Below are 25,844 nucleotides of genomic sequence, written 5' to 3'. Positions count from 1 at the left end.
CCGGATTCATCGCGACCCGACTTGCCCCGCGATAGCCTATTCGGCCTTGACCCGCTCTGAAGGCCGCCGCGCACCGGCCACAAGCTTTTCAACAGCCTTGCTTGCCGCCACCATGCCGAAGGTCGCGGTCACCATCATCACCGCTCCGAAACCACCCGCGCAGTCCAGGCGCACGCCTTCACCGACAAAGCTCTTCTGCAGGCACACGCTGCCATCCCCCTTGGGGTAGCGCAGCTGTTCGCTGGAAAACACGCACGGCACGCCATAGTTGCGGCTGGTGTTGCGCGAGAAGTTGTAGTCGCGGCGCAAGGTCGAGCGCACCCGTGAAGCCAGCGGGTCGTTGAAGGTCTTGTTGAGATCGCCAAGCTGGATCTGGGTCGGATCGATCTGCCCGCCAGCGCCACCGGTGGTGACGATGGCGATCTTGCGCCGGCGACACCAGGCGATCAGCGCCGCCTTGGCCATCACGCTGTCGATGCAGTCGATCACGCAGTCCATCTGCTCGGTGATGTACTCGGCCATGGTCTCGCGGGTGACGAAATCGGCCACCGCGTGCACCGTGCACGCCGGGTTGATCGCCCGCAGGCGCTCGGCCATCACCTCGACCTTGGCTCGGCCGACCTGGCCTTCGAGGGCATGGGCCTGGCGGTTGGTGTTGCTCACGCAGACATCGTCGAGGTCGAACAGGCTGATCTCGCCCACGCCGCTGCGCGCCAGGGCCTCGGCCGCCCACGAGCCAACCCCGCCGATGCCGACGATGGCCACATGGGCCTGACGCAGGCGCTGCAGGCCGTTGTCGCCATAGAGCCGGGCGACGCCGGCGAAGCGTGGATCTTCTGTGCTCATGTGGGTACCTCGAAAAAACCGGCGCGCATTATATGCCAAGGCATGCGCTCCGGGGGGAGCACAGCGCGTGAACACGCCGCAAGGGCGTGGCAGAGCGGCCAGGGGTTGGAATAAAACCTACCGAGCCTGCTTTAATGTCCTATCAAGCAAATATATCTGGACGACAAGCGAGCGGCCTGAGAACTACATTCCTTGTCGATAATCCAACGGATTACATTCTCCGGCACTTGTAGGACCCACGGCCTGCCACAGCGACCCTCGCTCCCCTCTTCGGAACCTCGAACACCTATGTCATCACGTAAATTCGGTCTCAACCTGGTAGTGGTCCTGGCCATTGCCGCGCTGTTCACCGGGTTCTGGGCCTTGATCAACCGCCCGGTGTCCGCCCCCGCCTGGCCGGAACAGATTTCCGGTTTCTCCTATTCGCCCTTCCGCCTGGGGCAGAGCCCGCAGAAAGGCCAGTACCCCAGCGAGGACGAGATCCGCCAGGACCTCGAGCAACTGAACAAACTGACCGACAACGTGCGCATCTACACCGTCGAAGGCACCCAGGCCGAGGTACCGCGCCTGGCCGAAGAGCTCGGCCTGCGCGTGACCCTGGGTATCTGGATCAGCAACGACCAGGAGCGCAACGAGCGCGAGATCGAAAAGGCCATCGGCCTGGCCAATACCTCACGCAGCGTGGTGCGGGTGGTGGTCGGTAACGAAGCGTTGTTCCGCGAGGAAGTCACCGCCGGACAGCTGATCGGCTACCTGGACCGGGTACGCGCCGCGGTGAAGGTGCCGGTGACCACCAGCGAGCAGTGGCACATCTGGAAGGAACACCCGGAACTGGCGAAACACGTCGACCTGATCGCCGCGCACATCCTGCCCTATTGGGAATTCGTGCCCATGAAGGACTCGGTGCAATTCGTCCTCGACCGCGCCCGCGAGCTGCGCAAGCAGTTCCCGCGCAAGCCGCTGCTGCTCTCGGAGGTCGGCTGGCCGAGCAACGGCCGCATGCGCGGCGGCGCCGACGCCACCCAGGCCGACCAGGCCATCTACCTGCGCACCCTGGTCAACACCCTCAACCGCCGTGGCTACAACTACTTCGTCATCGAGGCCTACGACCAGCCGTGGAAGGCCAGCGACGAAGGCTCGGTGGGCGCGTACTGGGGCGTGTACAACGCCGAGCGCCAGCAGAAGTTCAACTTCGAGGGGCCGATCGTGGCGATCCCGCAATGGCGCGCCCTGGCCGTGGCCTCGGTGGTGCTGGCGATGATCGCCCTGGCCATCCTGTTGATCGACGGCTCGGCCCTGCGCCAGCGCGGGCGCACCTTCCTCACCTTCATTACCTTCCTGTGCGGGTCGGTGCTGGTATGGATCGCCTACGACTACAGCCAGCAGTACAGCACCTGGTTCAGCCTGACCGTGGGCGTACTGCTGGCACTGGGCGCCCTCGGGGTATTCATCGTGCTGCTGACCGAGGCCCACGAACTGGCCGAGGCGGTGTGGATCCACAAGCGCCGACGCGAGTTCCTGCCCGTGCAGGGCGACAGCGCCTATCGGCCCAAGGTCTCGGTGCATGTGCCGTGCTACAACGAGCCGCCGGAGATGGTCAAGCAGACCCTCGACGCCCTCGCCGCGCTGGACTACCCAGACTACGAAGTGCTGGTGATCGACAACAACACCAAGGACCCGGCCGTGTGGGAGCCGCTCAAGGCCCACTGCGAGAAGCTCGGCGAGCGCTTCAAGTTCTTCCACGTCGCGCCGCTGGCGGGCTTCAAGGGCGGCGCCCTGAACTACCTGCTCCCGCACACCGCCAAGGACGCCGAGGTGATCGCGGTGATCGACTCGGACTACTGCGTCGACCGTAACTGGCTCAAGCACATGGTGCCGCACTTCGCCGACCCGAAGATCGCCGTGGTGCAGTCGCCCCAAGACTACCGCGACCAGCACGAGAGCGCATTCAAGAAGCTGTGCTACAGCGAGTACAAGGGTTTCTTCCATATCGGCATGGTCACCCGCAACGACCGTGACGCGATCATCCAGCACGGCACCATGACCATGACCAGGCGCAGCGTGCTCGAGGAGCTCGGTTGGGCCGAATGGTGCATCTGCGAAGACGCCGAACTGGGCCTGCGGGTGTTCGAAAAAGGCCTGTCGGCAGCCTACGCCCACAACAGCTACGGCAAGGGCCTGATGCCCGACACCTTCATCGACTTCAAGAAGCAGCGCTTCCGCTGGGCCTACGGCGCCATCCAGATCATCAAGCACCACGCCGGCGCCCTGCTGCGCGGCAAGGGCAGCGAGCTGACCCGTGGCCAGCGCTACCACTTCCTGGCCGGCTGGCTGCCGTGGATCGCCGATGGCATGAACATCTTCTTCACCGTCGGCGCGCTGCTGTGGTCGGCGGCGATGATCATCGTGCCGCATCGGGTCGMCCCGCCGCTGATGATGTTTGCCATCCCGCCGCTGGCGCTGTTCTTCTTCAAGGTCGGCAAGATCCTGTTCCTCTATCGCCGGGCGGTGGGTGTCGACCTGAAGGACGCCTTCGCCGCCGCTTTGGCGGGGCTGGCGCTGTCGCACACCATCGCCAAGGCGGTGCTGTACGGCTTCTTCACCAGCAGCATGCCGTTCTTCCGCACGCCGAAGAATGCCGACAGCCATGGTCTGCTGGTGGCGATTGCCGAGGCCCGTGAAGAACTGTTCATCATGCTGATGCTGTGGGGCGCGGCGCTGGGGATCTACCTGGTGCAGGGGCTGCCGAGTTCGGACATGCGCTTCTGGGTGGCGATGCTGCTGGTGCAGTCGTTGCCGTACCTGGCGGCGCTGGTGATGGCGTTGCTGTCGTCGTTGCCCAAACCGGCGGAGAAGGCAAGCGAAGCACAGGTCGTTTGATGGCGCGTGGGAGCGGCGGTGCGCCGCCGCTCCCACGAAGCACATCGTGTCCGCGGACATCATTTGATATAAGATAACGCCCCAGTTTCCCGCCCTGCCTTGCCCCCGGAGTCTTGCAATGACGGCCCCAGCCGAGCTTTCGCCTACCCTGCAACTGGCCTGCGACCTGATCCGCCGCCCGTCGGTCACCCCGGTCGATGCCGACTGCCAGACCCAGATGATGAACCGCCTGGGCGCCGTCGGCTTCCAGCTCGAGCCGATGCGTATCGAAGACGTCGACAACTTCTGGGCCAGCCATGGCACCCAGGATGGCCCGGTGCTGTGCTTCGCTGGCCACACCGACGTGGTCCCCACCGGTCCGGTGCAGCAGTGGCAGCACGAGCCGTTCGAGGCGCTGATCGATGCCGACGGCATGCTCTGCGGCCGCGGCGCCGCCGACATGAAGGGCAGCCTGGCGTCGATGGTGGTGGCCAGCGAGCGCTTCGTGCACGACTATCCGAACCACCGCGGCAAGGTCGCCTTCCTGATCACCAGCGACGAGGAAGGCCCGGCCCACCACGGCACCAAAGCCGTGGTCGAGCGCCTCAAGGCACGCAACGAGCGCCTGGACTGGTGCATCGTCGGCGAGCCCTCCAGCACCACCTTGCTCGGTGACGTGGTCAAGAACGGCCGACGTGGCTCGCTCGGCGCCAAGCTGACCGTGCGCGGCAAGCAGGGCCACGTGGCCTACCCGCACCTGGCGCGCAACCCGATCCACCTGGCCGCGCCGGCCCTGGCGGAACTGGCGGCAGAGCATTGGGACGAAGGCAATGCGTTCTTCCCGCCGACCAGCTTCCAGATCTCCAACCTCAACTCCGGCACTGGCGCCACCAACGTGGTGCCTGGCGAGCTGACAGCACTGTTCAACTTCCGTTTCTCCACCGAATCGACGGTCGAGGGCCTGCAGCAACGCGTCGCCACGATCCTCGACAAGCACCAGCTGGAATGGAACATTGATTGGGCGCTGTCGGGCCTGCCGTTCCTCACCGAGCCGGGTGAATTGCTCGATGCGGTGTCGTCGAGCATCAAGGCCGTCACTGGCCGCGAGACTCGACCATCGACCAGCGGCGGTACCTCCGATGGCCGCTTCATCGCCACCATGGGCACCCAGGTGGTCGAGCTCGGCCCGGTCAACGCCACCATCCACCAGGTGGACGAGCGTATCCTGGCCAGCGATCTCGAGCTGCTGACCGAGATCTACTACCAGACCCTGGTGCGGTTGCTCGCCTGATGCTCGCCTGCCCTCTCTGCCAGGCGCCCCTGGCGCGGCTCGACAACGGCGTGGCCTGCCCCGCCGGCCACCGCTTCGACCGCGCCCGCCAGGGCTACCTGAATTTGCTGCCGGTGCAGCACAAGAACAGCCGCGACCCAGGCGACAACCAGGCCATGGTCGAAGCCCGCCGCGATTTCCTCGAAGCCGGCCACTACGCCCCGGTGGCCCGTCGCCTGGCGGAACTGGCCGCCGAGCACCAGCCACAGGCCTGGCTGGACATCGGCTGCGGCGAAGGCTACTACACCGCGCAGATTGCCCAGGCGCTGCCGACAGCCGACGGTTACGCTCTGGACATCTCCCGCGAAGCGGTCAAGCGTGCCTGCCGCCGCGCCCCCGAGGTGACCTGGATGGTGGCCAGCATGGCCCGCGTGCCCATGGCCGATGCCAGCTGCGGTTTCATCGCCAGTGTGTTCAGCCCGCTCGACTGGCAGGAGGCCAGGCGCCTGCTCGCCCCCGGCGGCGGCCTGATGCGGGTCGGCCCGACCAGCGGCCACCTGATGGAGCTGCGTGAGGTGCTCTACGATGAAGTGCGCCCCTACGCCGATGACAAGCACCTTGCCCTGGTGCCTGAAGGCATGACCCATGCCCACGGCGAGGTCCTAGAGTTCCGCCTGAGCCTGGTCGAGGCCAAGGCCCGCGCCGACCTGCTGGCGATGACCCCGCACGGCTGGCGAGCCAGCGCCGAGAAGCGCGCACACGTGATCGACCAGCCCGAACCTTTCGTGGTCACCGTTTCCATGCGTTATGACTATTTCGTGCGCCAAGACTGAGCACACTGGAGCCTCCCATGCGTCAACCCGATATCGAGATCTACCTCAAGGATGCCGAGGTCGATCACAAGCAGATCGCCGACTGGCTGACCCAGGCCCTGGGCCCGTGCAGCGAATGGAAGCAGAAAGGCCAGACCTTCAAGTGCACGGCCGGTAACATCCCGGTCACCTGGTTACCGAAAGCTGTGGGGAAATGGAACAGCCTGTACCTGGAAAGCGACCAGACACCCTGGGCCGACGACATCGCCTGCGCCCGTGCGGCATTCGCCGCGCTGAACGTCGAGGTGCGTTGCGCGCCAGGTAGCTGGGCGGAAGAAGACGGGGAAGAAGATGCCGATCGCTGGATCCGCATCAGCGCCGACGGTGAAGAGGAAATCACCTGGCGTACCAGCTGAGGCCGTTCGCATCAGGCTGCAAGTTCCACGGACAACTTGCAGCTTGAGCGTGCAGCCGGAAGGCTCAGAGCCCGACTACATCCTCTGCCTGCAGGCCTTTCTGGCCCTGCACGAGTGCGTACTCCACCTGCTGCCCCTCGACCAGGGTGCGATGCCCCTCACCGCGGATAGCCCGATAGTGGACGAACACATCCGCACCACCTTCGCGCTGAATGAAGCCATAACCCTTGGCATCGTTGAACCACTTCACATTCCCAGTCTCACGAGACGACATCTGAACTACTCCGGATTTTTATTTTGAAGATCGCCTTGCTGGCATGGGCACACCGCCCGCGCCGACGCAGCTTGCGCGAATATCCTGCAAGCGGCAGGCCGAGTATATGACAGGGAACAAAAAAAATTCATGACAGGGGCATTTATGGCGGAATTTTGCTGAACTTACGCAGATACGGCAGACTAACGCGCTGAAAAAACACTGTTACTTCCACCCAGGGCCCACCCCATGACCCGTTCTCCCCTGCGCCGCCTCATCTTCGGCGCCCTGCGTCGCGTTCTCTACCTGTGGGTGCGCTCCGAAACCATCAACCAGTCCTCGCTGACGCTCAAGCTCGACCGCAGCCGACCGGTGTTCTATGCCCTCTCCTCGCCCTCGCTCACCGACCTGGCCGTAATCGACCACGAGTGCACCAAGGCGGGGCTGCCGCGCCCGGTATTGCCGGTGGCCGTCGGCCCGCTGCAGGAGCCTGCGGCGTTCTTCTACCTGACCCCCGAGCCTGACTGGCTCGGCCGCCAGGACAAACGCGGCGCGCCGCCCACCCTCGAGCGCCTGGTCGCGGCGATCAGCCAGCACGCCGAGGAAGACGCGCAGATCATTCCGGTCAGCGTGTTCTGGGGCCAGACCCCGGCCAGCGAATCGAGCCCATGGAAACTGCTGTTCGCCGACAGCTGGGCGGTCACCGGTCGCCTGCGCCGCCTGCTCAGCGTGCTGATCCTCGGGCGCAAGACCCGGGTGCAGTTCTCCGCGCCGATCCACCTGCGCGAACTGGTGCAGCACAACAAGGGCCACGAGCGCACCGTGCGCATGGCTCAACGCATGATGCGCGTGCATTTTCGCAACCTGAAGACCGCAGTGATCGGGCCGGACATCTCGCACCGTCGCAACCTGGTCAAAGGGCTGGTGCACGACCCGTTGGTGCGCCAGGCGATCAGCGACGAGGCCGACCGCGAAAAGATCCCCTACGCCAAGGCCGAGGCCAAGGCGCTGCACTACGGCAACGAGATTGCCTCGGACTACACCTACACCGCGATCCGCTTCCTCGAAGTGGTGCTCAGCTGGTTCTGGAACAAGATCTACGACGGCATCAAGGTCAACCACATCGAGCAGGTGCAGGGCATCGCCCCCGGCCACGAAGTGATCTACGTGCCCTGCCACCGCAGCCACATCGACTACCTGCTGCTGTCCTACCTGCTGTTCCGCAACGGCCTGACGCCACCGCACATCGCCGCCGGCATCAATCTCAACATGCCGGTGATCGGCGGCCTGCTGCGTCGCGGCGGGGCGTTCTTCATGCGCCGCACGTTCAAGGGCAACCCGCTGTACACCGCGGTGTTCAACGAGTACCTGCACACCCTGTTCACCAAGGGCTTCCCGGTGGAATACTTCGTCGAAGGCGGGCGCTCGCGCACCGGGCGCATGCTGCAGCCGCGCACCGGCATGCTGGCGATCACCCTGCGCAGCTTCCTGCGCTCCTCGCGCACGCCGATCGTCTTCGTGCCGGTGTACATCGGCTACGAGCGGGTGCTCGAAGGCCGCACCTACCTGGGCGAACTGCGCGGCGCCAGCAAGAAGAAGGAATCGATCTTCGACATCTTCAAGGTCATCGGCGCGCTCAAGCAGCGCTTCGGCCAGGTGTACGTCAACTTCGGCGAGCCGATCCGCCTGAACAGCTTCCTCGACCAGCAGCAACCCGGCTGGCGCGAACAGGCGCTGGCCCCGCAGTTCCGCCCGGACTGGCTCAACGAGACCACCACCCGCCTGGGCGAGACGGTTGCCCGCCACCTCAACGAGGCCGCGGCGATCAACCCGGTCAACCTGGTGGCCCTGGCTCTGCTGTCGACCAGCCGCCTGGCCCTCGACGAACGCGCCCTGACCCGCGTGATCGACCTGTACCTGGCCCTGCTGCGCCAGGTGCCCTACTCGCCGCACACCACCCTGCCCGAAGGTGATGGCAAGGCACTCATCGAGCACGTACTGGGCATGGACCTGCTGGCCGAGCAGAAGGATGCGCTGGGTCGCATCCTCTACCTGGACGAAGCCAACGCGGTACTGATGACCTACTACCGCAACAACGTGCTGCACATCTTCGCCCTGCCGGGGCTGCTGGCGAGCTTCTTCCTCAGCAGCTCGCGCATGAGCCGCGAACTGCTGGGCCAGTACGTGCGGGCGTTGTATCCGTACCTGCAGGCCGAACTGTTCCTGCGCTGGACGCCCGAGCAACTGGACGAGGTGATCGACCAGTGGCTGGCGGCGCTGGTCGAACAAGGGCTGCTGCGCAAGGAACAAGACATCTACATGCGCCCTGCGCCCAGCTCGCGGCAGTTCGTGCTGCTGACGCTGTTGGCCCGCACCATCACCCAGACCCTGCAGCGCTTCTACATGGCCACTTCGTTGCTGCTCAACAGCGGCCAGCACACGCTGAGCGCCGAGGAACTGGAGGAGCTGTGCGTGATAATGGCCCAGCGCCTGTCGATCCTGCATGGCTTGAATGCGCCCGAGTTCTTCGACAAGACCCTGTTCCGCCACTTCATCCAGACGCTGGTACGCGAAGGGGTCTTGCGACCCGACAGCACCGGCAAGCTGGGCTACCACGACAAGCTTGCCGAACTGGCCGAAGGCGTGGCCAAGCGCGTGCTGTCGGCCGAGCTGCGCCTGTCGATCCGCCAGGTGGCCTTGCACCGCGATGAAACAGCGGAACCTGCGGCGACTGCCTGACTGGCCCGATCACGGACTAAACGATACGCTGAACCTGCTCCATTCTGCCCATAAGGAAAGCCCCATGATCCGCTCCTCCCTGCGCTTCACCACGCTGTGCGCCGGCCTGCTGTTGTCGGCCAGCGCCCTGGCCCTGTCGCTTGGCGACCTGTCCCAGAGCGACGCCTCCGGCGGCCTGAAGGACGCCCTTACCCAAGGCGCGCAGATCGCCGTCAAGCAGCTGAGCACCCCCGGCGGCTTCAGCAACAACCCGGACGTGCGCATCGAGCTGCCAGGCAACCTCGGCAAGGCCGCCAAGGCCATGAAGATGTTCGGCAAGGGCGACCAGGTCGATGCCCTGGAAACCAGCATGAACAAGGCCGCCGAGGCTGCCGTGCCGCAAGCCCAGGCGATCCTGGTGGACGCGGTGAAGAAGATGACCGTGACCGACGCCAAGGGCATCCTCAGCGGCGGCCAGGACTCGGCCACCCAGTACCTCAACAAGAGCAGCCGCGAGCAGATCCGCGCCAAGTTCCTGCCGATCGTCAAGCAGGCCACCGACAAGGTCGGCCTGGCCCAGCAGTACAACAGCTTTGCCGGGCAGGCCAAAGGCCTGGGCCTGATCAAGGATGACGCCAATATCGAGAACTATGTGACCGAGAAGGCGCTGGACGGCTTGTTCGAAATGATCGGCAAGCAGGAAGAAAGCATTCGCCAGAACCCGGCCGGTGCGGCCACCAGCCTGGCCAAGAAGGTGTTCGGCGCGCTGTGATGTTGAGCTGAAAACCGGTGGGGCTGCTGTGCAGCCCTATCGCTGGCAAGCCAGCTCCCACAGGTACAGCGCAACTCGTGTGGGAGCCGGCTTGCCGGCGATAGGAGGGCAAAGCCCTCCCGCTCGTTCCTCAGTTTTTCTTGACCCTGAACCACGCCGCATACAACGCCGGTAGGAACAGCAGGGTCAACACCGTGGCGACGATCAAGCCACCCATGATCGCTACCGCCATCGGTCCGTAGAACACACTCCTCGACAACGGAATCATCGCCAGCACCGCCGCCAGCGCGGTCAGCACGATCGGTCGGAAGCGCCGCACCGTGGCCTCGATGATCGCCTGCCAACGCTCCATCCCCGCAGCGATGTCCTGTTCGATCTGGTCCACCAGGATCACCGAGTTGCGCATGATCATGCCGGCCAGGGCGATGGTCCCGAGCATGGCGACGAAGCCGAACGGCTGGCGGAACACCAGCAGGAACAGGGTCACGCCGATCAGCCCGAGGGGCGCGGTGAGGAACACCATGAACATCCGCGAGAAACTACGCAGCTGGATCATCAGCAGGCTCAGCACCACCACGATGAACAGCGGCATGCCGGCGTTCACCGAACGCTGGCCACGCTCGGAGTCTTCCACCGTGCCGCCCACTTCGAGCAAATAGCCATCAGGCAGCTCGTCCTTGATCTGCGCCAGCGTCGGCTGGATCTGCTTGATCAAGGTCGCCGGCTGTTCCTTGTCGTAGATATCGGCGCGCACGGTGACCGTGGGCAGGCGGTTGCGGTGCCAGATGATGCCTTCCTCGAAGCCGTACTCCAGGGTCGCCACCTGCGACAGGGCCACGCTCTGGCCGTTGTCGGTGGGCACCGCCAGGCTGCCCAGGTTACCCAGTTCACGGCGCTCCTCTGGCGTACCACGCAGGAGAATCTCGATCAGCTCGTTGTCCTCGCGGTACTGGCTGACGTTGCTACCGGTGAGCGAACTCTGCAGGAAGCTCGACAGGTGCGCGGTGCTCACGCCCAGCGCCCGGGCACGATCCTGGTCGATGTCCAGGTACACCGCCTTGCTCGGTTCTTCCCAATCCAGGTGCACGTTGACCACATGCGGGTTCTCGCGCACCTTGGCCGCCACCTCGCGAGCCAGGGCGCGAACCTTCTCGATATGCTCGCCGGTGACACGGAACTGCACTGGATAACCTACGGGCGGGCCGTTTTCCAGGCGCGTGACCCGTGAGCGCAAGTCGGGGAACTGCTGGTCCAGGGTGCCGATCAACCAGCTGCGCAGGCGTTCACGGTCCTCCAGCGACTTGGCCAGCACCACGAACTGGGCAAAGCTCGCCGCCGGCAGTTGCTGATCCAGCGGCAGGTAGAAACGCGGCGAACCGGTGCCGACATAGGCGACATAGTTGGCTATACCGTCCTGCTGTTTGAGCAGCGCCTCCAATTGCTTGACCCGCTCGGCGGTGTTGTTCAGCGAAGCGCCTTCGGTCAGTTTCAGATCGACCATCAATTCCGGCCGCCCGGACGCCGGGAAAAACTGCTGCGGCACGAAGCGGAACAACAGGATGCTGCCGACGAATGCGGCGATGGTCAGCACGATCACCGTCTTGCGCCGCCGCACGCACCACTCCACCACCCGCCTGACGCGCTGGTAGAACGGCGTGGCGTAGGGGTCGGGAGCATGTCCGTCGGTGCCGTGGCGGGCCGTGTGGAGCTTGGCCAGGTCCGGCAGCAGGCGCTCGCCCAGGTAGGGTACGAACACCACCGCCGCCACCCAGGACGTGAGCAAGGCGATGGTCACCACCTGGAAGATCGACCGGGTGTATTCCCCTGTGCTCGACGCCGCCGTGGCGATCGGCAGGAAGCCCGCCGCGGTGATCAGGGTGCCGGTGAGCATCGGGAACGCCGTGCTGGTCCAGGCGTAGCTCGCCGCCTTGAGCCGGTCGTAGCCCTGTTCCATCTTGATCGCCATCATCTCCACCGCGATGATCGCGTCGTCGACCAGCAGGCCCAGGGCCAGCACCAGCGCCCCCAGCGAAATCTTGTGCAGGCCGATGCCGAAGTAGTGCATGGCGGCGAAGGTCATGGCCAGCACCAGCGGGATCGCCAGCGCCACCACCAGGCCGGTGCGCAGGCCCAGCGAGAAGAAACTCACCAGCAGGACGATGGCCAGGGCCTCGACCAGCACCTGGACGAACTCACCGACTCCGGCCTTCACCGCCGCCGGCTGGTCGGACACCTTGCGCAGCTCCATGCCCGCCGGCAGGCTCTGCGCGAGGCGGGCGAACTCGCCTTCCAGGGCCTTGCCGAGCACCAGGATGTCGCCGCCGTCCTTCATCGACACCGCCAGCCCGATGGCGTCCTCGCCCATGAAGCGCATGCGCGGCGCGGGCGGGTCATTGAAGCCGCGCTGCACCTCGGCGACGTCCCCGATACGGAAGGTGCGGTCACCGATGCGAATAGGGAACTGGCGAATCTGCTCGACACTGTCGAAGCGCCCGCTGACCCGCAGCTGCAGGCGCTCGCTGGGGGTTTCGAAGAAGCCTGCGGTACTCACCGCGTTCTGCTCGCGCAGCGCCTGCTGCACGGCGGCGAGCGGCACCCCGAGGGTGGCCAGCTTGACGTTGGACAGTTCGATCCAGATCTTCTCGTCCTGCAGGCCGATGAGCTCCACCTTGCCCACGTCCTTGACCCGCTGCAGCTGGATCTGGATACGGTCGGCGTAGTCCTTGAGCACCGCGTAGTCGAAGCCGGCGCCGGTCAGGGCGTAGATATTGCCGAAGGTGGTGCCGAACTCGTCGTTGAAGAATGGCCCCTGCGCCTCGGGGGGCAGGGTGTGCTTGATGTCCGCGACCTTCTTGCGGATCTGGTACCACAGCTCGGGGATATCCTTGGAGTGCATCGCGTCACGGGCCATGAACGTGACCTGGGACTCACCCGGCCGGGAGAACGAGACGATCTTCTCGTACTCGCCGGTCTCCATCAGTTTCTTCTCGATACGCTCGGTGACCTGGCGCGACACCTCCTCGGCGGTCGCCCCAGGCCACAGGGTACGGATGACCATGGCCTTGAAGGTGAAGGGCGGATCCTCGCTTTGCCCCAACTTGGTGTAGGACATGGCGCCGATCGCCGCCAGCAGGATCATCAGGAACAACACGATCTGGCGATTGCGCAGCGCCCAGGCGGAAAGGTTGAAACCCATCGGGACTTACTCCTTGGCCGCCAGGTTCACTTCACGGTTGCTGCGGTCCACAGGCCGCACCTGTTGCCCCTCGCGCAGCACATGCCCGCCTGCGGCAACCACCCAGTCGCCGGCGTCCAGGCCTTCGAGCACCGGCACGCTGTCTGCGCCATAGGCCCCCAGACGCACAGCGGCGCGCTCCAGGCGGTTGTCCTTGCCAACCCGCCAGACATAGGCCTGCCCCGCTTCGGCGGTTACCGCCGACAGCGGCACCGCCAGCGGCGAGCGTTCGGCATGGTCGATGAACACCCGTGCGCTCTGGCCCAGCTCGGCCGGGGTGGCATTGGAGGTAAAGGCGATGCGCGCGGCGAAGGTGCGCGAACGTGGGTCCGCCGCAGGGGAAAGCTCGCGAATCCGCCCTTCGAAACGCTGGTTCGGGTGCGACCACAGCTCGACGCTGACCGTCTGCCCGACGGCAAAGCGGGCGAACTGCTGCTCCGGCAGGCCGATGGCCACTTCGCGCTCACCATCGGCGGCCAGCGTGAACACGGTCTGCCCCGCCGCCACCACCTGGCCCACTTCGACCTGGCGCTTGGCAATCACGCCGGCCTGAGGGGCGCGCAACACGGCATACTCGGCCTGGTTGCCCGCCACCTCGTACTCGGCCTTGGCCTGCTTCAGGCGGGCCATGCCGGCGCGGTAAAGATTTTCGGCATTGTCGAACTGGGAATGGCTGACCATCTGCCGATCCAGCAGTTTCTGGTAGCGGTCGCGCTCGGCGCGCACCAGCGCCAGGTTGGCCTCGGCCGCCGCCAGCTGGGCGCGGTTGGCCTCCAGTTGCAGGCGCACATCCTGCGGGTCGAGTTCAGCCAGCGGCTGCTCAGCCTTGACCCGCTGCCCCTCCTCCACCAGGCGTTTGCTGACCTTGCCTCCGATACGGAACGCCAGTTCAGGCTCGAAACGCGCCCGCACCTCGCCCGGGTAACTGTCGGCGGATGCCCCGGCCGGCTGGGGTTGGACCACCAGCGCCGGACGCGGCGCGGCGGGTGGCGCGGCCTCCTGGCCGCAGGCGGTGAGCAGCAGCACGGCAACGGCCGGCAGGGCGAGGGACAACGCACGACGCAACATGATGAATGACCTTTGGCAGAGGGCGCATCGAATATTTATACTGGCGAGTATATTAAGTCAGCGAATCGGGTCGGGGAAGCAGGCGCTTCAGAGAAAATCGATATTTAGTGGTGCGACGCACGCTGCAGCCGACCGCCCCCGGACCCGGTAAGATGTGCCCCTTTCACAGAGAATGCGGTCCCTCATGTCCAACGACGCACCCATCGGCCCCGGCCGGCCCAAGGACCTGGCCAAGCGCGAGGCCATCCTCGAAGCCGCCAAGCGCCTGTTCCTCAGCCTTGGTTATGCCAACACCAGCATGGATGCGGTCGCTGCGGCGGCGGGTGTTTCAAAACTCACCGTCTACAGCCACTTCACCGACAAGCAGACGCTGTTCGGCGCGGCGGTCATGGCCACCTGCCAGAACCAGTTGCCTGACCTGATGTTCGAGTATCCCGAAGGCGCGGCGGTGGAAGACGTGCTGCTGAACATTGCCCGTGGCTTCCAGGCGTTGATCAGCAGTGACGAGGCCGTGAAGCTGAGCCGCCTGATCTTTGCCCTGGGTAGCCAGGATCCGGGGTTTGGCCAGTACTTCTATGCGGCGGGGCCCAAGCGGGTGATGAGCGGGATGGAAGCGTTGCTGCGTTGTGTCGACCAGCGGGGGCTGTTGCGGATCGATAACCCGTGGCAGGCGGCGGAGCATTTTTTCTGCCTGGTGAAGGGGGCGCCGGATTATCGGTTGCTGCTGGGGTGCTCGCCGGCGCTGGAGGGGGATGAGGCTGAGGCGCATGTGCGGGAGGCTGTGGGGGTTTTTGTTCGGGCGTTTCGGGGGTAGGTTCGGGTTCGGGTTCGAAAGCCATTGTTTTGAATTTTTTATGCGCATTCGTAGACGATGTCGACATTTAAGCACCTTTCCGCCCTTACGGCGGCCTACTTTTGTCGTGGCAAAAGTAGGCAAAACCGTTCGGCTCCGTTCATACGGCCCCTGCGCTTCGCTCCGGGGTTCCCTCGCTCCGTTCTTGCTCCCGTGGGTACCGCGCTGAACGCCCCATCCTGGGGCGCAGCGCTCGACGGCCATCCATGGCCGTCGCCCCACTACGCAAGAACTCCACTCGGCCTCCTGAAGTCGCAATTGGCGGCGCCTGAACTATCGCGCACTTAGAAGCAAGATCAAGAGCAGATCAAGAGCAGATATGTTGGTTTTGTTAGTGGCTGTTATGTTGTTCTTCATTACGCTATCGCGGGGCAAGCCCGCTCCACGTTGAATCACGTAGTCAAACTATGGTGGGAGCGGGCTCGAACGCAGGTCTTGCGGAGGGAGGTGACGGGCATGGATGCCCGTCAAGCGCTGCGCCCCAGGATGGGGCGTTCAGCGCGGTCCTCCCGGGAGCAAGGCCGGAGTGAGGGAACCCGGAGCGAAGCGGAGGGCCGGATGAATGGAGCGCAACGGCTTTGCTTACTTTGGCCGCGGACGGCGAGTTAAGACCAAAGTAAGCCGCCGTAAGGGCGGAAAGGTGACTAAGCGTCGACATCGCAAATGAATGCGCATACAACTTCAAAACCACCAAAAACCCAAAACCCCAAAATCCCAGCAATTCAACAAAAGATCACCGAGCTTCCATGTGCGCAATCATCAACTGCACACTCTCATTCCCCCGAAACTCATTCACATCCAACTTGTAAGCCAACTCGACCCACCGCACGGTAGGATTCGGCCAGACCTCCCGGTCAACCCCAAAGGCAATCCCATCCAACCGCACCGCCCCACACTCGCTCTTGAGCACCACCTTCAGATGCCGCTCCCCGACGACCCGCTGCTCGACCAGCTGGAACACCCCGTGGAACAACGGCTCGGGAAAGTGCTGCCCCCAGGGCCCGGCATTGCGCAATGCCCGCGCCAGGTCCAGGTGAAACTCCTCGACCGCCAAGGTGCCATCCGACAACAACCGCCCGGTCAGGTCTTCTTCACGCAACTGGCGCCGCACCTCGTCGTCGAACGCCTCGGCAAACGCTGGGAAATTCTCGGCCGGCAAGGACAGTCCCGCCGCCATGGCATGCCCGCCGAACTTGCTGATCAAGGCAGGATGCCGCGCCGCAACGGCGTCCAGCGCATCGCGGATATGGAACCCCGGCACCGAACGCGCCGAGCCCTTCAGCACCCCTTCCCCGGCATCGGCGAAGGCGATGGTCGGGCGGTGGTAGCGCTCTTTCAGGCGCGAGGCAAGAATGCCGATCACCCCCTGGTGCCAGTCGGCGTCGAACAGGCACAAGCCATAAGGCATGGACTCGATCGGCAAGTCCTTGAGCTGGGCCAAAGCCTCGCGCTGCATGCCCTGCTCGATGGACTTGCGATCCTGGTTCAGGCCATCGAGCTGTTGGGCCATGTCCAGCGCAAGCGCCGCGTCTTCGCACAACAGGCATTCGATGCCCAGGCTCATGTCGTCCAGGCGCCCGGCGGCATTGAGCCGAGGGCCAAGGATGAAGCCAAGGTCAGTGGAAGTGATGCGCTTGTGGTCACGCCGCGCCACTTCGAGGATGGCCTTGAGCCCCGGGCGGGCGCGACCGGCGCGGATACGCTCCAGCCCCTGATGCACCAGGATGCGGTTGTTGGCATCCAGCGGCACCACGTCGGCGACGCTGCCCAGCGCCACCAGGTCAAGTAACTCGCCGATGTTCGGCTGCGGCTGCGCTTCGTAGCGCCCCAGGCTGCGCAACCGCGCACGCAGGGCCATCAGCACGTAGAAGATCACGCCGACACCGGCCAGTGACTTGCTCGGGAACGCGCAACCAGGCTGGTTCGGATTGACGATGGAATCGGCGGCCGGCAGCTGCTCGCCCGGCAGGTGGTGGTCGGTGACCAGTACCTTGAGCCCGGCAGCCTTGGCCGCAGCCACGCCATCGACGCTGGAGATACCGTTGTCCACAGTGATCAGCAATTGCGGCTGGCGCTCGAGCGCGACCGCGACGATCTCCGGGGTCAGGCCGTAGCCATACTCGAAACGGTTAGGCACCAGATAGTCGACATGGGCCGCGCCCAGCAAGCGCAAGCCCAACACACCGACCGTGCTGGCGGTGGCGCCGTCGGCGTCGAAATCGCCGACGATGAGAATGCGCTGGCGCTGATCGAGCGCCTCGACCAGCAACTCCACCGCCGCGTCGATACCCTTGAGTTGCTGGTACGGCAGCAGGCGCGCCAGGCTCTTGTCCAGCTCGGCCTCGGACGCTACGCCACGGGCGGCGTACAGACGGGTCAGCAAGGGTGGCAGGTTGCCCAGTAAAGGCAGGGGCGACGGCAGGGGACGTGGTTCGATACGCATGGGGTCTTCGCAATTCCGCTTTGTTTCAGGTCAGCCGCGCTCACCAAGCAGCCATTGCAACTGCACTTCGTGCTGGCCACGGTCGTCGGTGACGAACACCGTGCCTTCGCTGATCATCACGTCCCACTTGATGGTACGCGGCATGTCGGTGGCGAGGGTTTCCAGCACCTCCTGCGGCACGGCGGCAATGCTCAGGTTCTTCAGGCCCTTGACCGCGCCGAGCACCTTGGTCTCCCACACGCGCAGGCTGCCGTAGGCCAGCAGGCTGGTGCGCTCGGTACGCCGCGAGCACCAGGTCAGGCGGTCGGCGTCAGGCTGGCCGACTTCGATCCAGTGCAGGATGCGATCGTCCAGGCTTTTTTCCCACAGGGCCGCCTCATCGACGTCCGACAGGCCACGGCCGAAGGTCAGCTGCTCGTTGTACCAGAGGGCATAGCCCAGCAGGCGCACGGCCATGCGTTCTTCGGTTTCCGAAGGGTGGCGGGCGATGGTCTGGCGAACGCTCTCGTACACGCCGCGGTCGAGGTCGGTCAGATTCAGTTCGAACTTGTAGGTGGTGGACGGCTGGGCCATGGGCAATAGGCTTCTTGCGGGGGAAAGGCGCACAGTCTAACTGATCCAGCCACCCAGCGCCGGTCCAGACAATGCCGATATACCTGCCGCCGCCGAGCTGTGATACAACCTGCGTCACGCCCAGACGCCACGGATGCCCCATGACAACGCCCAGCAAACCCCTCGCCGGCCTGAAAGTCATCGAGCTCGGCACCCTGATCGCCGGCCCGTTCGCCTCGCGGATCTGCGCCGAATTCGGTGCCGAGGTGATCAAGGTCGAGTCGCCCGATGGCGGTGATCCGCTGCGCAAATGGCGCAAGCTCTACGAGGGCACCTCGCTGTGGTGGTTCGTCCAGGCGCGCAACAAGCAATCACTGACCCTCAACCTCAAGCATCCTGAAGGCCGCGACGTGCTCAAGCGCCTGCTGGCCGAGGCCGACATCCTGATCGAGAACTTCCGTCCCGGCGTGCTGGAGAAGCTCGGCTTGGGCTGGGATGTGCTGCACGCCCTCAACCCGCGCCTGGTGATGGTGCGCCTGTCTGGCTTCGGCCAGACCGGCCCGATGAAGGACCAGCCAGGCTTTGGCGCGGTTGGTGAATCCATGGGCGGACTGCGCTACATCACCGGCTTCGAGGATCGCCCGCCGGTGCGCACGGGTATTTCCATCGGCGACTCCATTGCCGCCCTGTGGGGCGTGATCGGCGCGCTGATGGCCCTGCGTCATCGCGAAGTCAACGGTGGCGACGGCCAAGTGGTGGATGTGGCGCTGTACGAGGCGATCTTCGCCATGATGGAGAGCATGGTGCCGGAATTCGACGTGTTCGGCTTCATCCGCGAGCGCACCGGCAACATCATGCCGGGCATCACCCCCTCCTGCATCCACACCACCGCCGATGGCCGGCACGTGCAGATCGGCGCCAATGGCGATGCGATCTTCAAGCGCTTCATGCAGGCCATCGGCCGCGACGACCTGGCCAACGATGCTGCCCTGGCGACCAATGACGGCCGCGATGCCCGCCGCGATGAGCTGTACGGTGTCATCGACCGCTGGGTCAACGGCCTGGCGCTGGACAAGGTGATGCAGGTGCTCAACGACGCCGAGGTGCCAGCCAGCCGGATCTACTCCGCCGAGGACATGCTGGGCGACCCGCAGTTCCTCGCCCGCGAGATGTTCCTCCAGGCCCGACTGCCGGATGGCAAGCCGTTCAAGATGCCGGGCATCGTACCCAAGCTGTCCGATACCCCAGGCTCCGCCGAATGGGTCGGCCCGGCCCTGGGCGAACACACAGCCCCGCTACTGGCCAGCCTAGGCTACGACGAAGCCGCCATTGCCCGCCTGCGCGCGGCCGGAACGGTCTGATCCGCGGCCCATGCGCATCCGCCACCTGCCCCTGCTGCTCTGCCTGGTACTCGGCGCGCTCGCGGCACAAACGGCCGGGGCCAAGGAACGCCTGCTGTGGCTGGTCCGAGACCTGCCACCGTTCACAATTTTCGAAGGGCCGGCCAACGGCCAGGGCGTGATCGACCAACTGTTGCCCATGCTGATCGCACAGATGCCCGAGTACGACCATCAGATCGTCCGGGTCAACCGCGCCCGAGGCCTCCAGATGCTCCAGGAGCCCACTTTCACCTGCGATCCGACTCTGCTTTGGACGCCCGAACGCGCCAGGTACGTGCATTTCTCCCAGCCATCGCTGGGCGTACTGAGCAGTGGCCTGGTGGTGCGCAAGCGCGACCAGGCACTGCTGGAGCCTTATCTGGATGGGCAACAGGTGGACCTTCAGCGGCTGCTGGCCCAGACCCGGCTCAAGCTGGGCATCGTCGCCGAGCGCAGCTACAGCGTGCAGGTCGATGACGTGCTGAAGCAGCTGCCCGACAGCGCCTTCAGCCGCCACTACGGCAACGATGCCACCGCCAGCCTGCTGCAGATGCAGCAACTGGGGCGCCTGCAGCTGGTGCTCGGCTACTGGCCAGAAGTGCGCTACCTGATCCAGCAGCAGAATGGCTCGCTGGACGATTACCGCTTCTATCCCATCCGTGGCGTCGACCGCTACCAGTTCCTGCATGTGGGCTGCTCGGACACCCCCTTGGGGCGCGAAGCGATCGCCCATATCGACCAACTGCTGCCAACGCTGCGTCGCGACACCTTGCCAGGCCTTTATGCCCGCTGGCTGGATGCAGAGCTGCAGGAGAACTACCTGGACCAGGCCCGGCATTTCTTCGAACAAGACGAAACGCCGGTGCACTGAGCTGCCGCGTACAGACCAGCAAGGATGCCGGTGAATTCAAGGCAAAAAGAAACCCCGGTCGCTGGGGAGGACGACCGGGGTCAAGCGAAAGCCCTTGGGACTTCCAGTGACAGCCTGGAGGGTACCGGAGCAAAGCACCATCAGGCTGCCCTTGCTGAATCTGACGGGCCGGTCAGGCAAAGGTTCCGTGCATTTGCCTCTGATGCTGCAAGGCGGCGATCACACAGGGTTGCAGGCGGCCTTCGGCAATTTGCAGGTCACGGTGCAGGCCATCGACCAGGTCGACCAGCAATTGCTGCTCCACCAACTCTCGCTCACACACCGTACGCCGCAAAATCGGCAATCCATGCTCATCACGAACACTGAGGTGACGGCAGCCACGGTTATCGGCCGGTCCAAGTTCAGCCTGGTACGGGGTCAGGGCATCGTTGAGCAGTCTGCAGATTCTTTCCATCCGGATCACTCGCTGGCTAGGGTAAGGAAACTGACCATCGGGGCCGACGGAAAGTTCGCCCTGGCCCGTCATCACGAGCATGCGCGGCCAACATGACAGTTTCGATGCTCCCCCCGCCCCTTCCGTGCCGAAGGACCGACTACAGGCGCCCCAGTGCCTGCTCCAGGCCCACCATCGACATCGGCCAGGGCAGCTCGGCCAGGACATTCAAGCCCTGCTCGCGGGCCTCGAGCGCGAGGTCGATACCTCCAGCGTCGCCATAGCCGACAAACAACAGCCCACCCGCGCATGAGGCCTGCACCAGGTACTTGAACAGGCGCCGGGCATGACGCCTCGGCATTCCCTGATCAAGCACCAGCACATCAACCGGCTGCTGCCCCTGCGCCATGCGGGCCCTGACTGCCGGCACGTCATCGGTGAGCCGGACGTTATACAGACCCTGGGCATTGAAGGCCTGATGCAACAGCATCTGATAGTAGGGCCGAGCCTGGTGGATAAGAACATTGAGCTGATGCATGAGCCTCCCCCTGGAGCCGTGTGTTCTGTTGGTCAGAACGCCACTTTAGTAGGGCTATCCATCGAACTACATGGGAAAAATCTGAAAGCTGTTACCGTGTGTCTTGCCCACAAAAAAGCCCGTGCAAGACGGGCTTTCCTGTCGATGGGCCGCTTACAGCGGTTTGCCGCGGTTGCCATGCTGGCTGACGAAGGCCTGCACGGCCTTCAGGTCGTTGGCCAGCACCGTGCAACGCTCCTCCCGGTTGAACAGATCGCTCAGGTGCGCCGGCAGCTCCAGAGCCTTGGCGACACCAGCCTTCTCCACCGCCTCGGGGAACTTGACCGGATGCGCGGTACCCAGCACCACCATCGGGGTGTCCAGGCTACGGCGGCACTCGCGGGCAGCCTTGACGCCGATCGCGGTGTGCGGGTCGAGGACTTCACCGGTGCTCTGGAACACCTCGGCAATGGTCTCGCAGGTCTGTTCGTCGGTAACGGCCAGCGAGTCGAACAGCTTGCGCGCCTCGGTCCAGCGATCCTGCTCGACGCTGAAGCCGCCGCCTTGCTTGAAGGTGTCCATCAGCTGGGCAACCGCGGCGCCATTGCGACCATGCAGGTCGAACAGCAGACGCTCGAAGTTGGACGAGACCATGATGTCCATCGACGGCGACAGGGTCGGGTGCAAGGCGTCCTTGGCGTACTGATTGCCGCTCATGAAGCGGTGCAGGATGTCGTTGCGGTTGGTCGCCACCACCAGCTGGCTGATCGGCAGGCCCATGTTGCGCGCCAGGTAACCGGCGAAGATGTCGCCGAAGTTGCCGGTCGGCACCGAGAACGCCACCGAACGCGCCGGGCCGCCGAGCTGCAGGGCTGCGTGGAAGTAGTAGACGATCTGGGCCATGATCCGCGCCCAGTTGATCGAGTTGACTGCCACCAGACGGGTGCCCTTAAGGAAGGACTGGTCGGCGAAGCTGGCCTTGACCATCTCCTGGCAATCATCGAAGTTGCCTTCGATGGCAATGTTGTGGATGTTCTCGCCGAGGATGGTGGTCATCTGCCGGCGCTGCACTTCCGACACACGCTGATGCGGGTGCAGGATGAAGATGTCGACGTTGTCGCAACGGCGGCAGCCTTCGATGGCGGCCGAGCCGGTGTCACCGCTGGTGGCACCGACGATCACCACGCGCTCGCCGCGCTTGACCAGCACGTGGTCGAGCAGGCGGCCGAGCAGTTGCAGGGCGAAGTCCTTGAAGGCCAGGGTCGGGCCGTGGAACAGCTCCATCACCCACTCGTTGCCGTTGAGCTGGCGCAGCGGGGCGATCGCGGCGTGGGCGAAGTTGCCGTAGGTCTCTTCGAGAATTTTCTTGAAGTCGGCGTCGGCGATGCTGCCTTCGACGAACGGGCGCATCACCCGGAAGGCCAGTTCGTGATACGGCAGGCCAGCCCAGGAGGCGATCTCTTCCTGGGTGAAGCGTGGCAGGTTCTCGGGCACGTACAGGCCGCCGTCGCTGGCGAGGCCCGCCAGCAGGACGTCTTCGAAGTTCAGGGCCGGAGCCTGGCCGCGGGTACTGATATAGCGCATGGGTGCAAACCTTCGATGCTGGGCGCGGGCCGCCGTCGCGGCCCGCCGCCGGAATTAATTGAGCTGTTCGACGCGGATGCGCACGACCTTGCCGACCACGTCCTGGAGCGCTTCCAGGGCGACGATGGCGTCGTCGATGCGCTGCTCGACCACACGATGGGTCAGCAGGATCATCGGCACCAGGCCATCCTGCTCCTCGGCTTCCTTCTGCATGATCGACTCGATGTTGATGCCACGCTCCGAGAGAATGCTGGCGACCTGGGCCAGCACGCCCGGATGGTCCTTGGCCTGGATACGCAGGTAATAGGCACTTTCGCAGGCTTCGATCGGCAGGATCGGGTGAGCCGACAGCGCGTCTGGCTGGAAGGCCAGGTGCGGCACACGGTTCTCCGGGTCCGACGTCATGGCGCGAACCACGTCGACCAGATCGGCGACCACCGACGAGGCGGTCGGCTCCATGCCGGCACCGGCGCCGTAGTACAGGGTTGAACCGGCGGCGTCACCATTCACCATCACCGCGTTCATCACGCCGTTGACGTTGGCGATCAAGCGGTCATTGGGGATCAGCGTCGGGTGCACGCGCAGCTCGATGCCGTCGGCGGTGCGACGGGCCACGCCCAGGTGCTTGATGCGGTAGCCCAGGGCCTCGGCATAGTTCACGTCAGCGGTGGTCAGCTGGGTGATGCCCTCGGTGTAGGCCTTGTCGAACTGCAGCGGGATACCAAAGGCGATGGACGCCAGGATGGTCAGCTTGTGCGCGGCATCGATGCCCTCGACGTCGAAGGTCGGGTCGGCCTCGGCGTAGCCCAGTGCCTGGGCTTCGGCCAGCACATCGGGGAAGGCACGGCCCTTGTCGCGCATTTCGGTGAGGATGAAGTTGCCGGTGCCGTTGATGATCCCGGCCAGCCAGTTTATACGGTTGGCCGACAGGCCCTCGCGGATCGCCTTGATCACCGGGATGCCACCGGCCACGGCAGCTTCGAAGGCGACGATGACGCCCTTCTCGCGGGCCTTGGCGAAGATCTCGTTGCCGTGCACGGCAATCAGCGCCTTGTTGGCGGTGACCACGTGCTTGCCGTTTTCAATGGCCTTGAGCACCAGATCGCGGGCGATGGTGTAGCCGCCGATCAGCTCAATGACGATATCGATCTCGGGGTTGCTCGCGACTTCGAACACATCAGCGGTAATGGGGGTACCGGTAATCTGGCAGTTCGGGTTCTGCGAGCGCATGGCAATCTGTGCCACTTCAATACCGCGCCCGGCACGGCGGGCGATCTCCTCGGCGTTGCGCTGAAGTACATTGAAGGTTCCGCCACCGACGGTCCCCAACCCACAGATGCCTACTTTGACCGGTTTCACTGTGAACTCCCCATAGAACGGCCGGCACCTGCGCCGACCGTGAAACATGCCGTCACCCCATGACGACGGCGTACTGAATTGGTTACTTGCTCTCGGCCAGGGCCAGTTTGGCCACTTGCGGTGCCGGCTGGTAGCCCGGAATCACCTGGCCATTCTGTAGAACGATCGCCGGCGTGCCATTTACACCAATCGACTGGCCCAGCTGGAACTGCTTGCTGACCGGGTTGGCACATTTGGCGGCTTTGATTTCCTTGCCATCGACCATCTTGTCCAGCGCCGCGCGGCGATCACTGGAGCACCAGACCGCCTGCAACTGCTCGTCGCCCGGAGAACCCAGGCCCTGGCGCGGGAAGGCGACATAACGCACTTCGATACCGCGGCGGTTGAGCTCAGGCACCTCGGCGTGCAGCTTGTGGCAGTACGGGCAGGTGGTGTCGGTGAACACGGTGATGTGCGACTTGGTCTCGCCCTTGGCCGGGTAGACCACCATCTCGCCGGCCGGAATGCCGTTGATCAGCTTGGCGATGCCCTGGCGCTCGGTCTTCTCGGTGAGGTTGACCGGCTTGCCGTCCTGGATCTGGAACAGGTAGCCCTGCATGACGAACTGGCCGTCGGCGCTGGCATACAGCACGCGGCCGCCTTGCAGCTTGACTTCGTACAGGCCATTGAGCGGACTGCTGGCAACGCTTTCGATCGGTACCTCCAGCTGGAGGTTCTGCAAGGACTTGCGGATCGCCTGCTCGGCACCGGCGTTGGCATCGGTGGCCGCGGCGACGGCAAAGGTACTGGCCAGCGCCAGGACGGCGGCGGCGAAAATCTGGGTCACGCGCATGGGGTACTCCTGAAGGCGGACGGGGCCGGATGCAGCACGCCCGTACTGAAAACGGGGTGTCATTGCGGTCCACGGTGCAAACCGCCCAAGCCTACCACAGAAGCGGCGGCGGTCGAGGCGTGCTCGATCGGGAGCGCAAAGCTGCGTGCGCCAGGGGGCGGCGGTTACCTCAGCTATCAATCACCGTCTACCAGCAACACCGCAGGCTATCCGCCGAGCCCAGCGCTCAGGTCAATTGGGCGCGCCGTAGAACAGCGCGCAGTTGATTCGCCAATTCATCCACTTCCCGGTAGCTAAAGTCGCCACTGCAAACAGCACGGGAAGTACCCTTCAAGTCGGCGAAAACCAGATCCTGCTCAGGGATTTCCAACCTCCAAATGACGCGTCCAAAGGTGTGATTACGTCGATGAGAAAACACCAGGAAATCGTCGAACAAAGTGCCACAGGTTAGAAAAAACGGCCTGGCGCGCTCACTGAAATCCTCAGCTTCTTCCTCATCGAACGAAGAAAGATCCTTTTCCAGCAAGGCGAAAGTCTGCGCGACACTTGGGGAATCATAACACTCAGGCAGGCCTGGCTTACGCAGCAAGTCTTCAAGGCAACCCAGCAGATAACCTTCGAAGTAGATCAGATCCTCCAACGACCCCAGCGGCTGATGACTGAACCAGAATCGAGCATGCCCCATCAGCTCGATACGGTCGGTCAGGACATACTCGATGGCGAACGATGATTTGTTGCCGAGGACGTTCAAATAGACAACTCCACCGCCATT

General features: G+C 64.4%; 21 protein-coding genes. 9 read left to right on the top strand and 12 right to left on the bottom strand.

Annotation, left to right across the window (positions count from 1 at the left end):
* Nucleotides 1–36 precede the first annotated feature (36 nt).
* Nucleotides 37–846 (bottom strand): tRNA cyclic N6-threonylcarbamoyladenosine(37) synthase TcdA, encoded by an 810-nt coding sequence (tcdA, locus tag ABZO33_RS19110; RefSeq protein ID WP_414537271.1) that lies wholly within the window; start codon nucleotides 844–846, stop codon nucleotides 37–39.
* A gap of 288 nt (nucleotides 847–1,134) precedes the next feature.
* On the opposite strand from tcdA, the gene ABZO33_RS19105 reads away from it, so the two are divergent.
* From ABZO33_RS19105 to ABZO33_RS19090, 4 genes are all read left to right on the top strand, one after another.
* Nucleotides 1,135–3,726, top strand: a complete 2,592-nt coding sequence (locus ABZO33_RS19105; protein WP_414537270.1) for a glycosyltransferase — start codon at nucleotides 1,135–1,137, stop codon at nucleotides 3,724–3,726.
* A gap of 118 nt (nucleotides 3,727–3,844) precedes the next feature.
* Nucleotides 3,845–4,996: a succinyl-diaminopimelate desuccinylase gene (dapE, locus tag ABZO33_RS19100; RefSeq protein ID WP_414537269.1), complete on the top strand. Its 1,152-nt coding sequence runs from the start codon at nucleotides 3,845–3,847 to the stop codon at nucleotides 4,994–4,996.
* The gene (locus tag ABZO33_RS19095) at nucleotides 4,996–5,808 is read left to right on the top strand and encodes a putative RNA methyltransferase (RefSeq protein ID WP_414537268.1); all 813 of its coding nucleotides are present in this window, start codon (nucleotides 4,996–4,998) and stop codon (nucleotides 5,806–5,808) included. The genes dapE and ABZO33_RS19095 overlap by 1 nt, the downstream gene beginning before the upstream one ends.
* Before the next feature lie 17 nt (nucleotides 5,809–5,825).
* On the top strand, nucleotides 5,826–6,203 hold the full coding sequence (locus ABZO33_RS19090) for a hypothetical protein (protein ID WP_023631318.1): 378 nt from the start codon (nucleotides 5,826–5,828) through the stop codon (nucleotides 6,201–6,203).
* A 64-nt stretch (nucleotides 6,204–6,267) separates the two neighbouring features.
* Here the strand turns inward: ABZO33_RS19090 and ABZO33_RS19085 are convergent, their stop codons facing one another.
* Nucleotides 6,268–6,477 (bottom strand): cold-shock protein, encoded by a 210-nt coding sequence (locus tag ABZO33_RS19085; RefSeq protein WP_011535295.1) that lies wholly within the window; start codon nucleotides 6,475–6,477, stop codon nucleotides 6,268–6,270.
* Nucleotides 6,478–6,705: 228 nt separating this feature from the next.
* Here ABZO33_RS19085 and plsB point away from each other — a divergent pair, with 228 nt between their 5' ends.
* Both plsB and ABZO33_RS19075 read left to right on the top strand, forming a co-directional pair.
* Nucleotides 6,706–9,195 carry a glycerol-3-phosphate 1-O-acyltransferase PlsB gene (gene plsB / locus ABZO33_RS19080; protein ID WP_414537267.1) on the top strand — a complete coding sequence of 830 codons (2,490 nt, stop codon included), beginning with the start codon at nucleotides 6,706–6,708 and terminating at the stop codon, nucleotides 9,193–9,195.
* A 64-nt stretch (nucleotides 9,196–9,259) separates the two neighbouring features.
* Nucleotides 9,260–9,946 (top strand): DUF4197 domain-containing protein, encoded by a 687-nt coding sequence (locus ABZO33_RS19075; protein WP_023631317.1) that lies wholly within the window; start codon nucleotides 9,260–9,262, stop codon nucleotides 9,944–9,946.
* A 130-nt stretch (nucleotides 9,947–10,076) separates the two neighbouring features.
* Here ABZO33_RS19075 and ABZO33_RS19070 read toward each other — a convergent pair whose 3' ends face one another.
* Together ABZO33_RS19070 and ABZO33_RS19065 are read right to left on the bottom strand one after the other, a co-directional pair.
* Nucleotides 10,077–13,142, bottom strand: a complete 3,066-nt coding sequence (locus tag ABZO33_RS19070) for an efflux RND transporter permease subunit (protein WP_414537266.1) — start codon at nucleotides 13,140–13,142, stop codon at nucleotides 10,077–10,079.
* Between the two features lie 6 nt (nucleotides 13,143–13,148).
* Complete coding sequence (locus ABZO33_RS19065; protein ID WP_414537265.1) at nucleotides 13,149–14,249, bottom strand: efflux RND transporter periplasmic adaptor subunit; 1,101 nt, start codon at nucleotides 14,247–14,249, stop codon at nucleotides 13,149–13,151.
* A gap of 172 nt (nucleotides 14,250–14,421) precedes the next feature.
* Between ABZO33_RS19065 and ABZO33_RS19060 the strand changes: the two genes are divergently transcribed.
* Entirely contained in the window at nucleotides 14,422–15,063 is a 642-nt protein-coding gene (locus ABZO33_RS19060; protein ID WP_414537264.1) for a TetR/AcrR family transcriptional regulator, read from the top strand.
* 772 nt (nucleotides 15,064–15,835) lie between these two features.
* Here ABZO33_RS19060 and recJ read toward each other — a convergent pair.
* Entirely contained in the window at nucleotides 15,836–17,545 is a 1,710-nt protein-coding gene (recJ, locus tag ABZO33_RS19055) for a single-stranded-DNA-specific exonuclease RecJ (RefSeq protein ID WP_414537263.1), read from the bottom strand.
* 30 nt (nucleotides 17,546–17,575) lie between these two features.
* Entirely contained in the window at nucleotides 17,576–18,118 is a 543-nt protein-coding gene (locus ABZO33_RS19050; protein ID WP_414537262.1) for a YaeQ family protein, read from the bottom strand.
* Nucleotides 18,119–18,258: 140 nt separating this feature from the next.
* Between ABZO33_RS19050 and ABZO33_RS19045 the strand changes: the two genes are divergently transcribed.
* Nucleotides 18,259–19,458 carry a CaiB/BaiF CoA transferase family protein gene (locus ABZO33_RS19045; protein WP_414537261.1) on the top strand — a complete coding sequence of 400 codons (1,200 nt, stop codon included), beginning with the start codon at nucleotides 18,259–18,261 and terminating at the stop codon, nucleotides 19,456–19,458.
* Nucleotides 19,459–19,468: 10 nt separating this feature from the next.
* Complete coding sequence (locus tag ABZO33_RS19040; protein ID WP_414537260.1) at nucleotides 19,469–20,347, top strand: TIGR02285 family protein; 879 nt, start codon at nucleotides 19,469–19,471, stop codon at nucleotides 20,345–20,347.
* A 172-nt stretch (nucleotides 20,348–20,519) separates the two neighbouring features.
* On the opposite strand, the gene ABZO33_RS19035 is transcribed toward ABZO33_RS19040, so the two are convergent.
* From ABZO33_RS19035 to ABZO33_RS19010, 6 genes are all read right to left on the bottom strand, one after another.
* Nucleotides 20,520–20,801, bottom strand: coding sequence for a DUF3509 domain-containing protein (locus ABZO33_RS19035; protein WP_367859007.1), 282 nt, complete (start codon nucleotides 20,799–20,801; stop codon nucleotides 20,520–20,522).
* 139 nt (nucleotides 20,802–20,940) lie between these two features.
* Complete coding sequence (locus ABZO33_RS19030; protein ID WP_414537259.1) at nucleotides 20,941–21,318, bottom strand: histidine kinase; 378 nt, start codon at nucleotides 21,316–21,318, stop codon at nucleotides 20,941–20,943.
* A gap of 153 nt (nucleotides 21,319–21,471) precedes the next feature.
* Complete coding sequence (gene thrC, locus ABZO33_RS19025) at nucleotides 21,472–22,881, bottom strand: threonine synthase (protein ID WP_414537258.1); 1,410 nt, start codon at nucleotides 22,879–22,881, stop codon at nucleotides 21,472–21,474.
* Between the two features lie 54 nt (nucleotides 22,882–22,935).
* Nucleotides 22,936–24,240: a homoserine dehydrogenase gene (locus ABZO33_RS19020; protein ID WP_023630110.1), complete on the bottom strand. Its 1,305-nt coding sequence runs from the start codon at nucleotides 24,238–24,240 to the stop codon at nucleotides 22,936–22,938.
* An 82-nt stretch (nucleotides 24,241–24,322) separates the two neighbouring features.
* Nucleotides 24,323–25,072, bottom strand: coding sequence for a thioredoxin fold domain-containing protein (locus ABZO33_RS19015; protein ID WP_198745001.1), 750 nt, complete (start codon nucleotides 25,070–25,072; stop codon nucleotides 24,323–24,325).
* 226 nt (nucleotides 25,073–25,298) lie between these two features.
* Nucleotides 25,299–25,823 (bottom strand): hypothetical protein, encoded by a 525-nt coding sequence (locus tag ABZO33_RS19010; protein ID WP_414537257.1) that lies wholly within the window; start codon nucleotides 25,821–25,823, stop codon nucleotides 25,299–25,301.
* Nucleotides 25,824–25,844: the final 21 nt, after the last annotated feature.

The sequence above is a fragment of the Pseudomonas sp. CAM1A genome (genome assembly GCF_047501685.1).
Taxonomy (GTDB): Bacteria; Pseudomonadota; Gammaproteobacteria; order Pseudomonadales; family Pseudomonadaceae; genus Aquipseudomonas.
The sequence above is the reverse complement of the archived record's forward strand: the minus strand, read 5'-3'. Positions and strand labels throughout refer to the sequence as shown.

What these genes read in the sequence shown, in the direction of transcription:
- ABZO33_RS19070 (WP_414537266.1), bottom strand. Translation starts at nt 13,142, where the DNA reads ATGGGTTTCAACCTTTCCGCCTGGGCGCTGCGCAATCGCCAGATCGTG.
- ABZO33_RS19065 (WP_414537265.1), bottom strand. Translation starts at nt 14,249, where the DNA reads ATGTTGCGTCGTGCGTTGTCCCTCGCCCTGCCGGCCGTTGCCGTGCTG.
- ABZO33_RS19085 (WP_011535295.1), bottom strand. Translation starts at nt 6,477, where the DNA reads ATGTCGTCTCGTGAGACTGGGAATGTGAAGTGGTTCAACGATGCCAAG.
- thrC (WP_414537258.1), bottom strand. Translation starts at nt 22,881, where the DNA reads ATGCGCTATATCAGTACCCGCGGCCAGGCTCCGGCCCTGAACTTCGAA.
- ABZO33_RS19090 (WP_023631318.1), top strand. Translation starts at nt 5,826, where the DNA reads ATGCGTCAACCCGATATCGAGATCTACCTCAAGGATGCCGAGGTCGAT.
- ABZO33_RS19035 (WP_367859007.1), bottom strand. Translation starts at nt 20,801, where the DNA reads ATGGAAAGAATCTGCAGACTGCTCAACGATGCCCTGACCCCGTACCAG.
- ABZO33_RS19040 (WP_414537260.1), top strand. Translation starts at nt 19,469, where the DNA reads ATGCGCATCCGCCACCTGCCCCTGCTGCTCTGCCTGGTACTCGGCGCG.
- ABZO33_RS19015 (WP_198745001.1), bottom strand. Translation starts at nt 25,072, where the DNA reads ATGCGCGTGACCCAGATTTTCGCCGCCGCCGTCCTGGCGCTGGCCAGT.
- ABZO33_RS19030 (WP_414537259.1), bottom strand. Translation starts at nt 21,318, where the DNA reads ATGCATCAGCTCAATGTTCTTATCCACCAGGCTCGGCCCTACTATCAG.
- ABZO33_RS19050 (WP_414537262.1), bottom strand. Translation starts at nt 18,118, where the DNA reads ATGGCCCAGCCGTCCACCACCTACAAGTTCGAACTGAATCTGACCGAC.
- ABZO33_RS19045 (WP_414537261.1), top strand. Translation starts at nt 18,259, where the DNA reads ATGACAACGCCCAGCAAACCCCTCGCCGGCCTGAAAGTCATCGAGCTC.
- recJ (WP_414537263.1), bottom strand. Translation starts at nt 17,545, where the DNA reads ATGCGTATCGAACCACGTCCCCTGCCGTCGCCCCTGCCTTTACTGGGC.
- dapE (WP_414537269.1), top strand. Translation starts at nt 3,845, where the DNA reads ATGACGGCCCCAGCCGAGCTTTCGCCTACCCTGCAACTGGCCTGCGAC.
- plsB (WP_414537267.1), top strand. Translation starts at nt 6,706, where the DNA reads ATGACCCGTTCTCCCCTGCGCCGCCTCATCTTCGGCGCCCTGCGTCGC.
- tcdA (WP_414537271.1), bottom strand. Translation starts at nt 846, where the DNA reads ATGAGCACAGAAGATCCACGCTTCGCCGGCGTCGCCCGGCTCTATGGC.
- ABZO33_RS19060 (WP_414537264.1), top strand. Translation starts at nt 14,422, where the DNA reads ATGCGGTCCCTCATGTCCAACGACGCACCCATCGGCCCCGGCCGGCCC.
- ABZO33_RS19075 (WP_023631317.1), top strand. Translation starts at nt 9,260, where the DNA reads ATGATCCGCTCCTCCCTGCGCTTCACCACGCTGTGCGCCGGCCTGCTG.
- ABZO33_RS19095 (WP_414537268.1), top strand. Translation starts at nt 4,996, where the DNA reads ATGCTCGCCTGCCCTCTCTGCCAGGCGCCCCTGGCGCGGCTCGACAAC.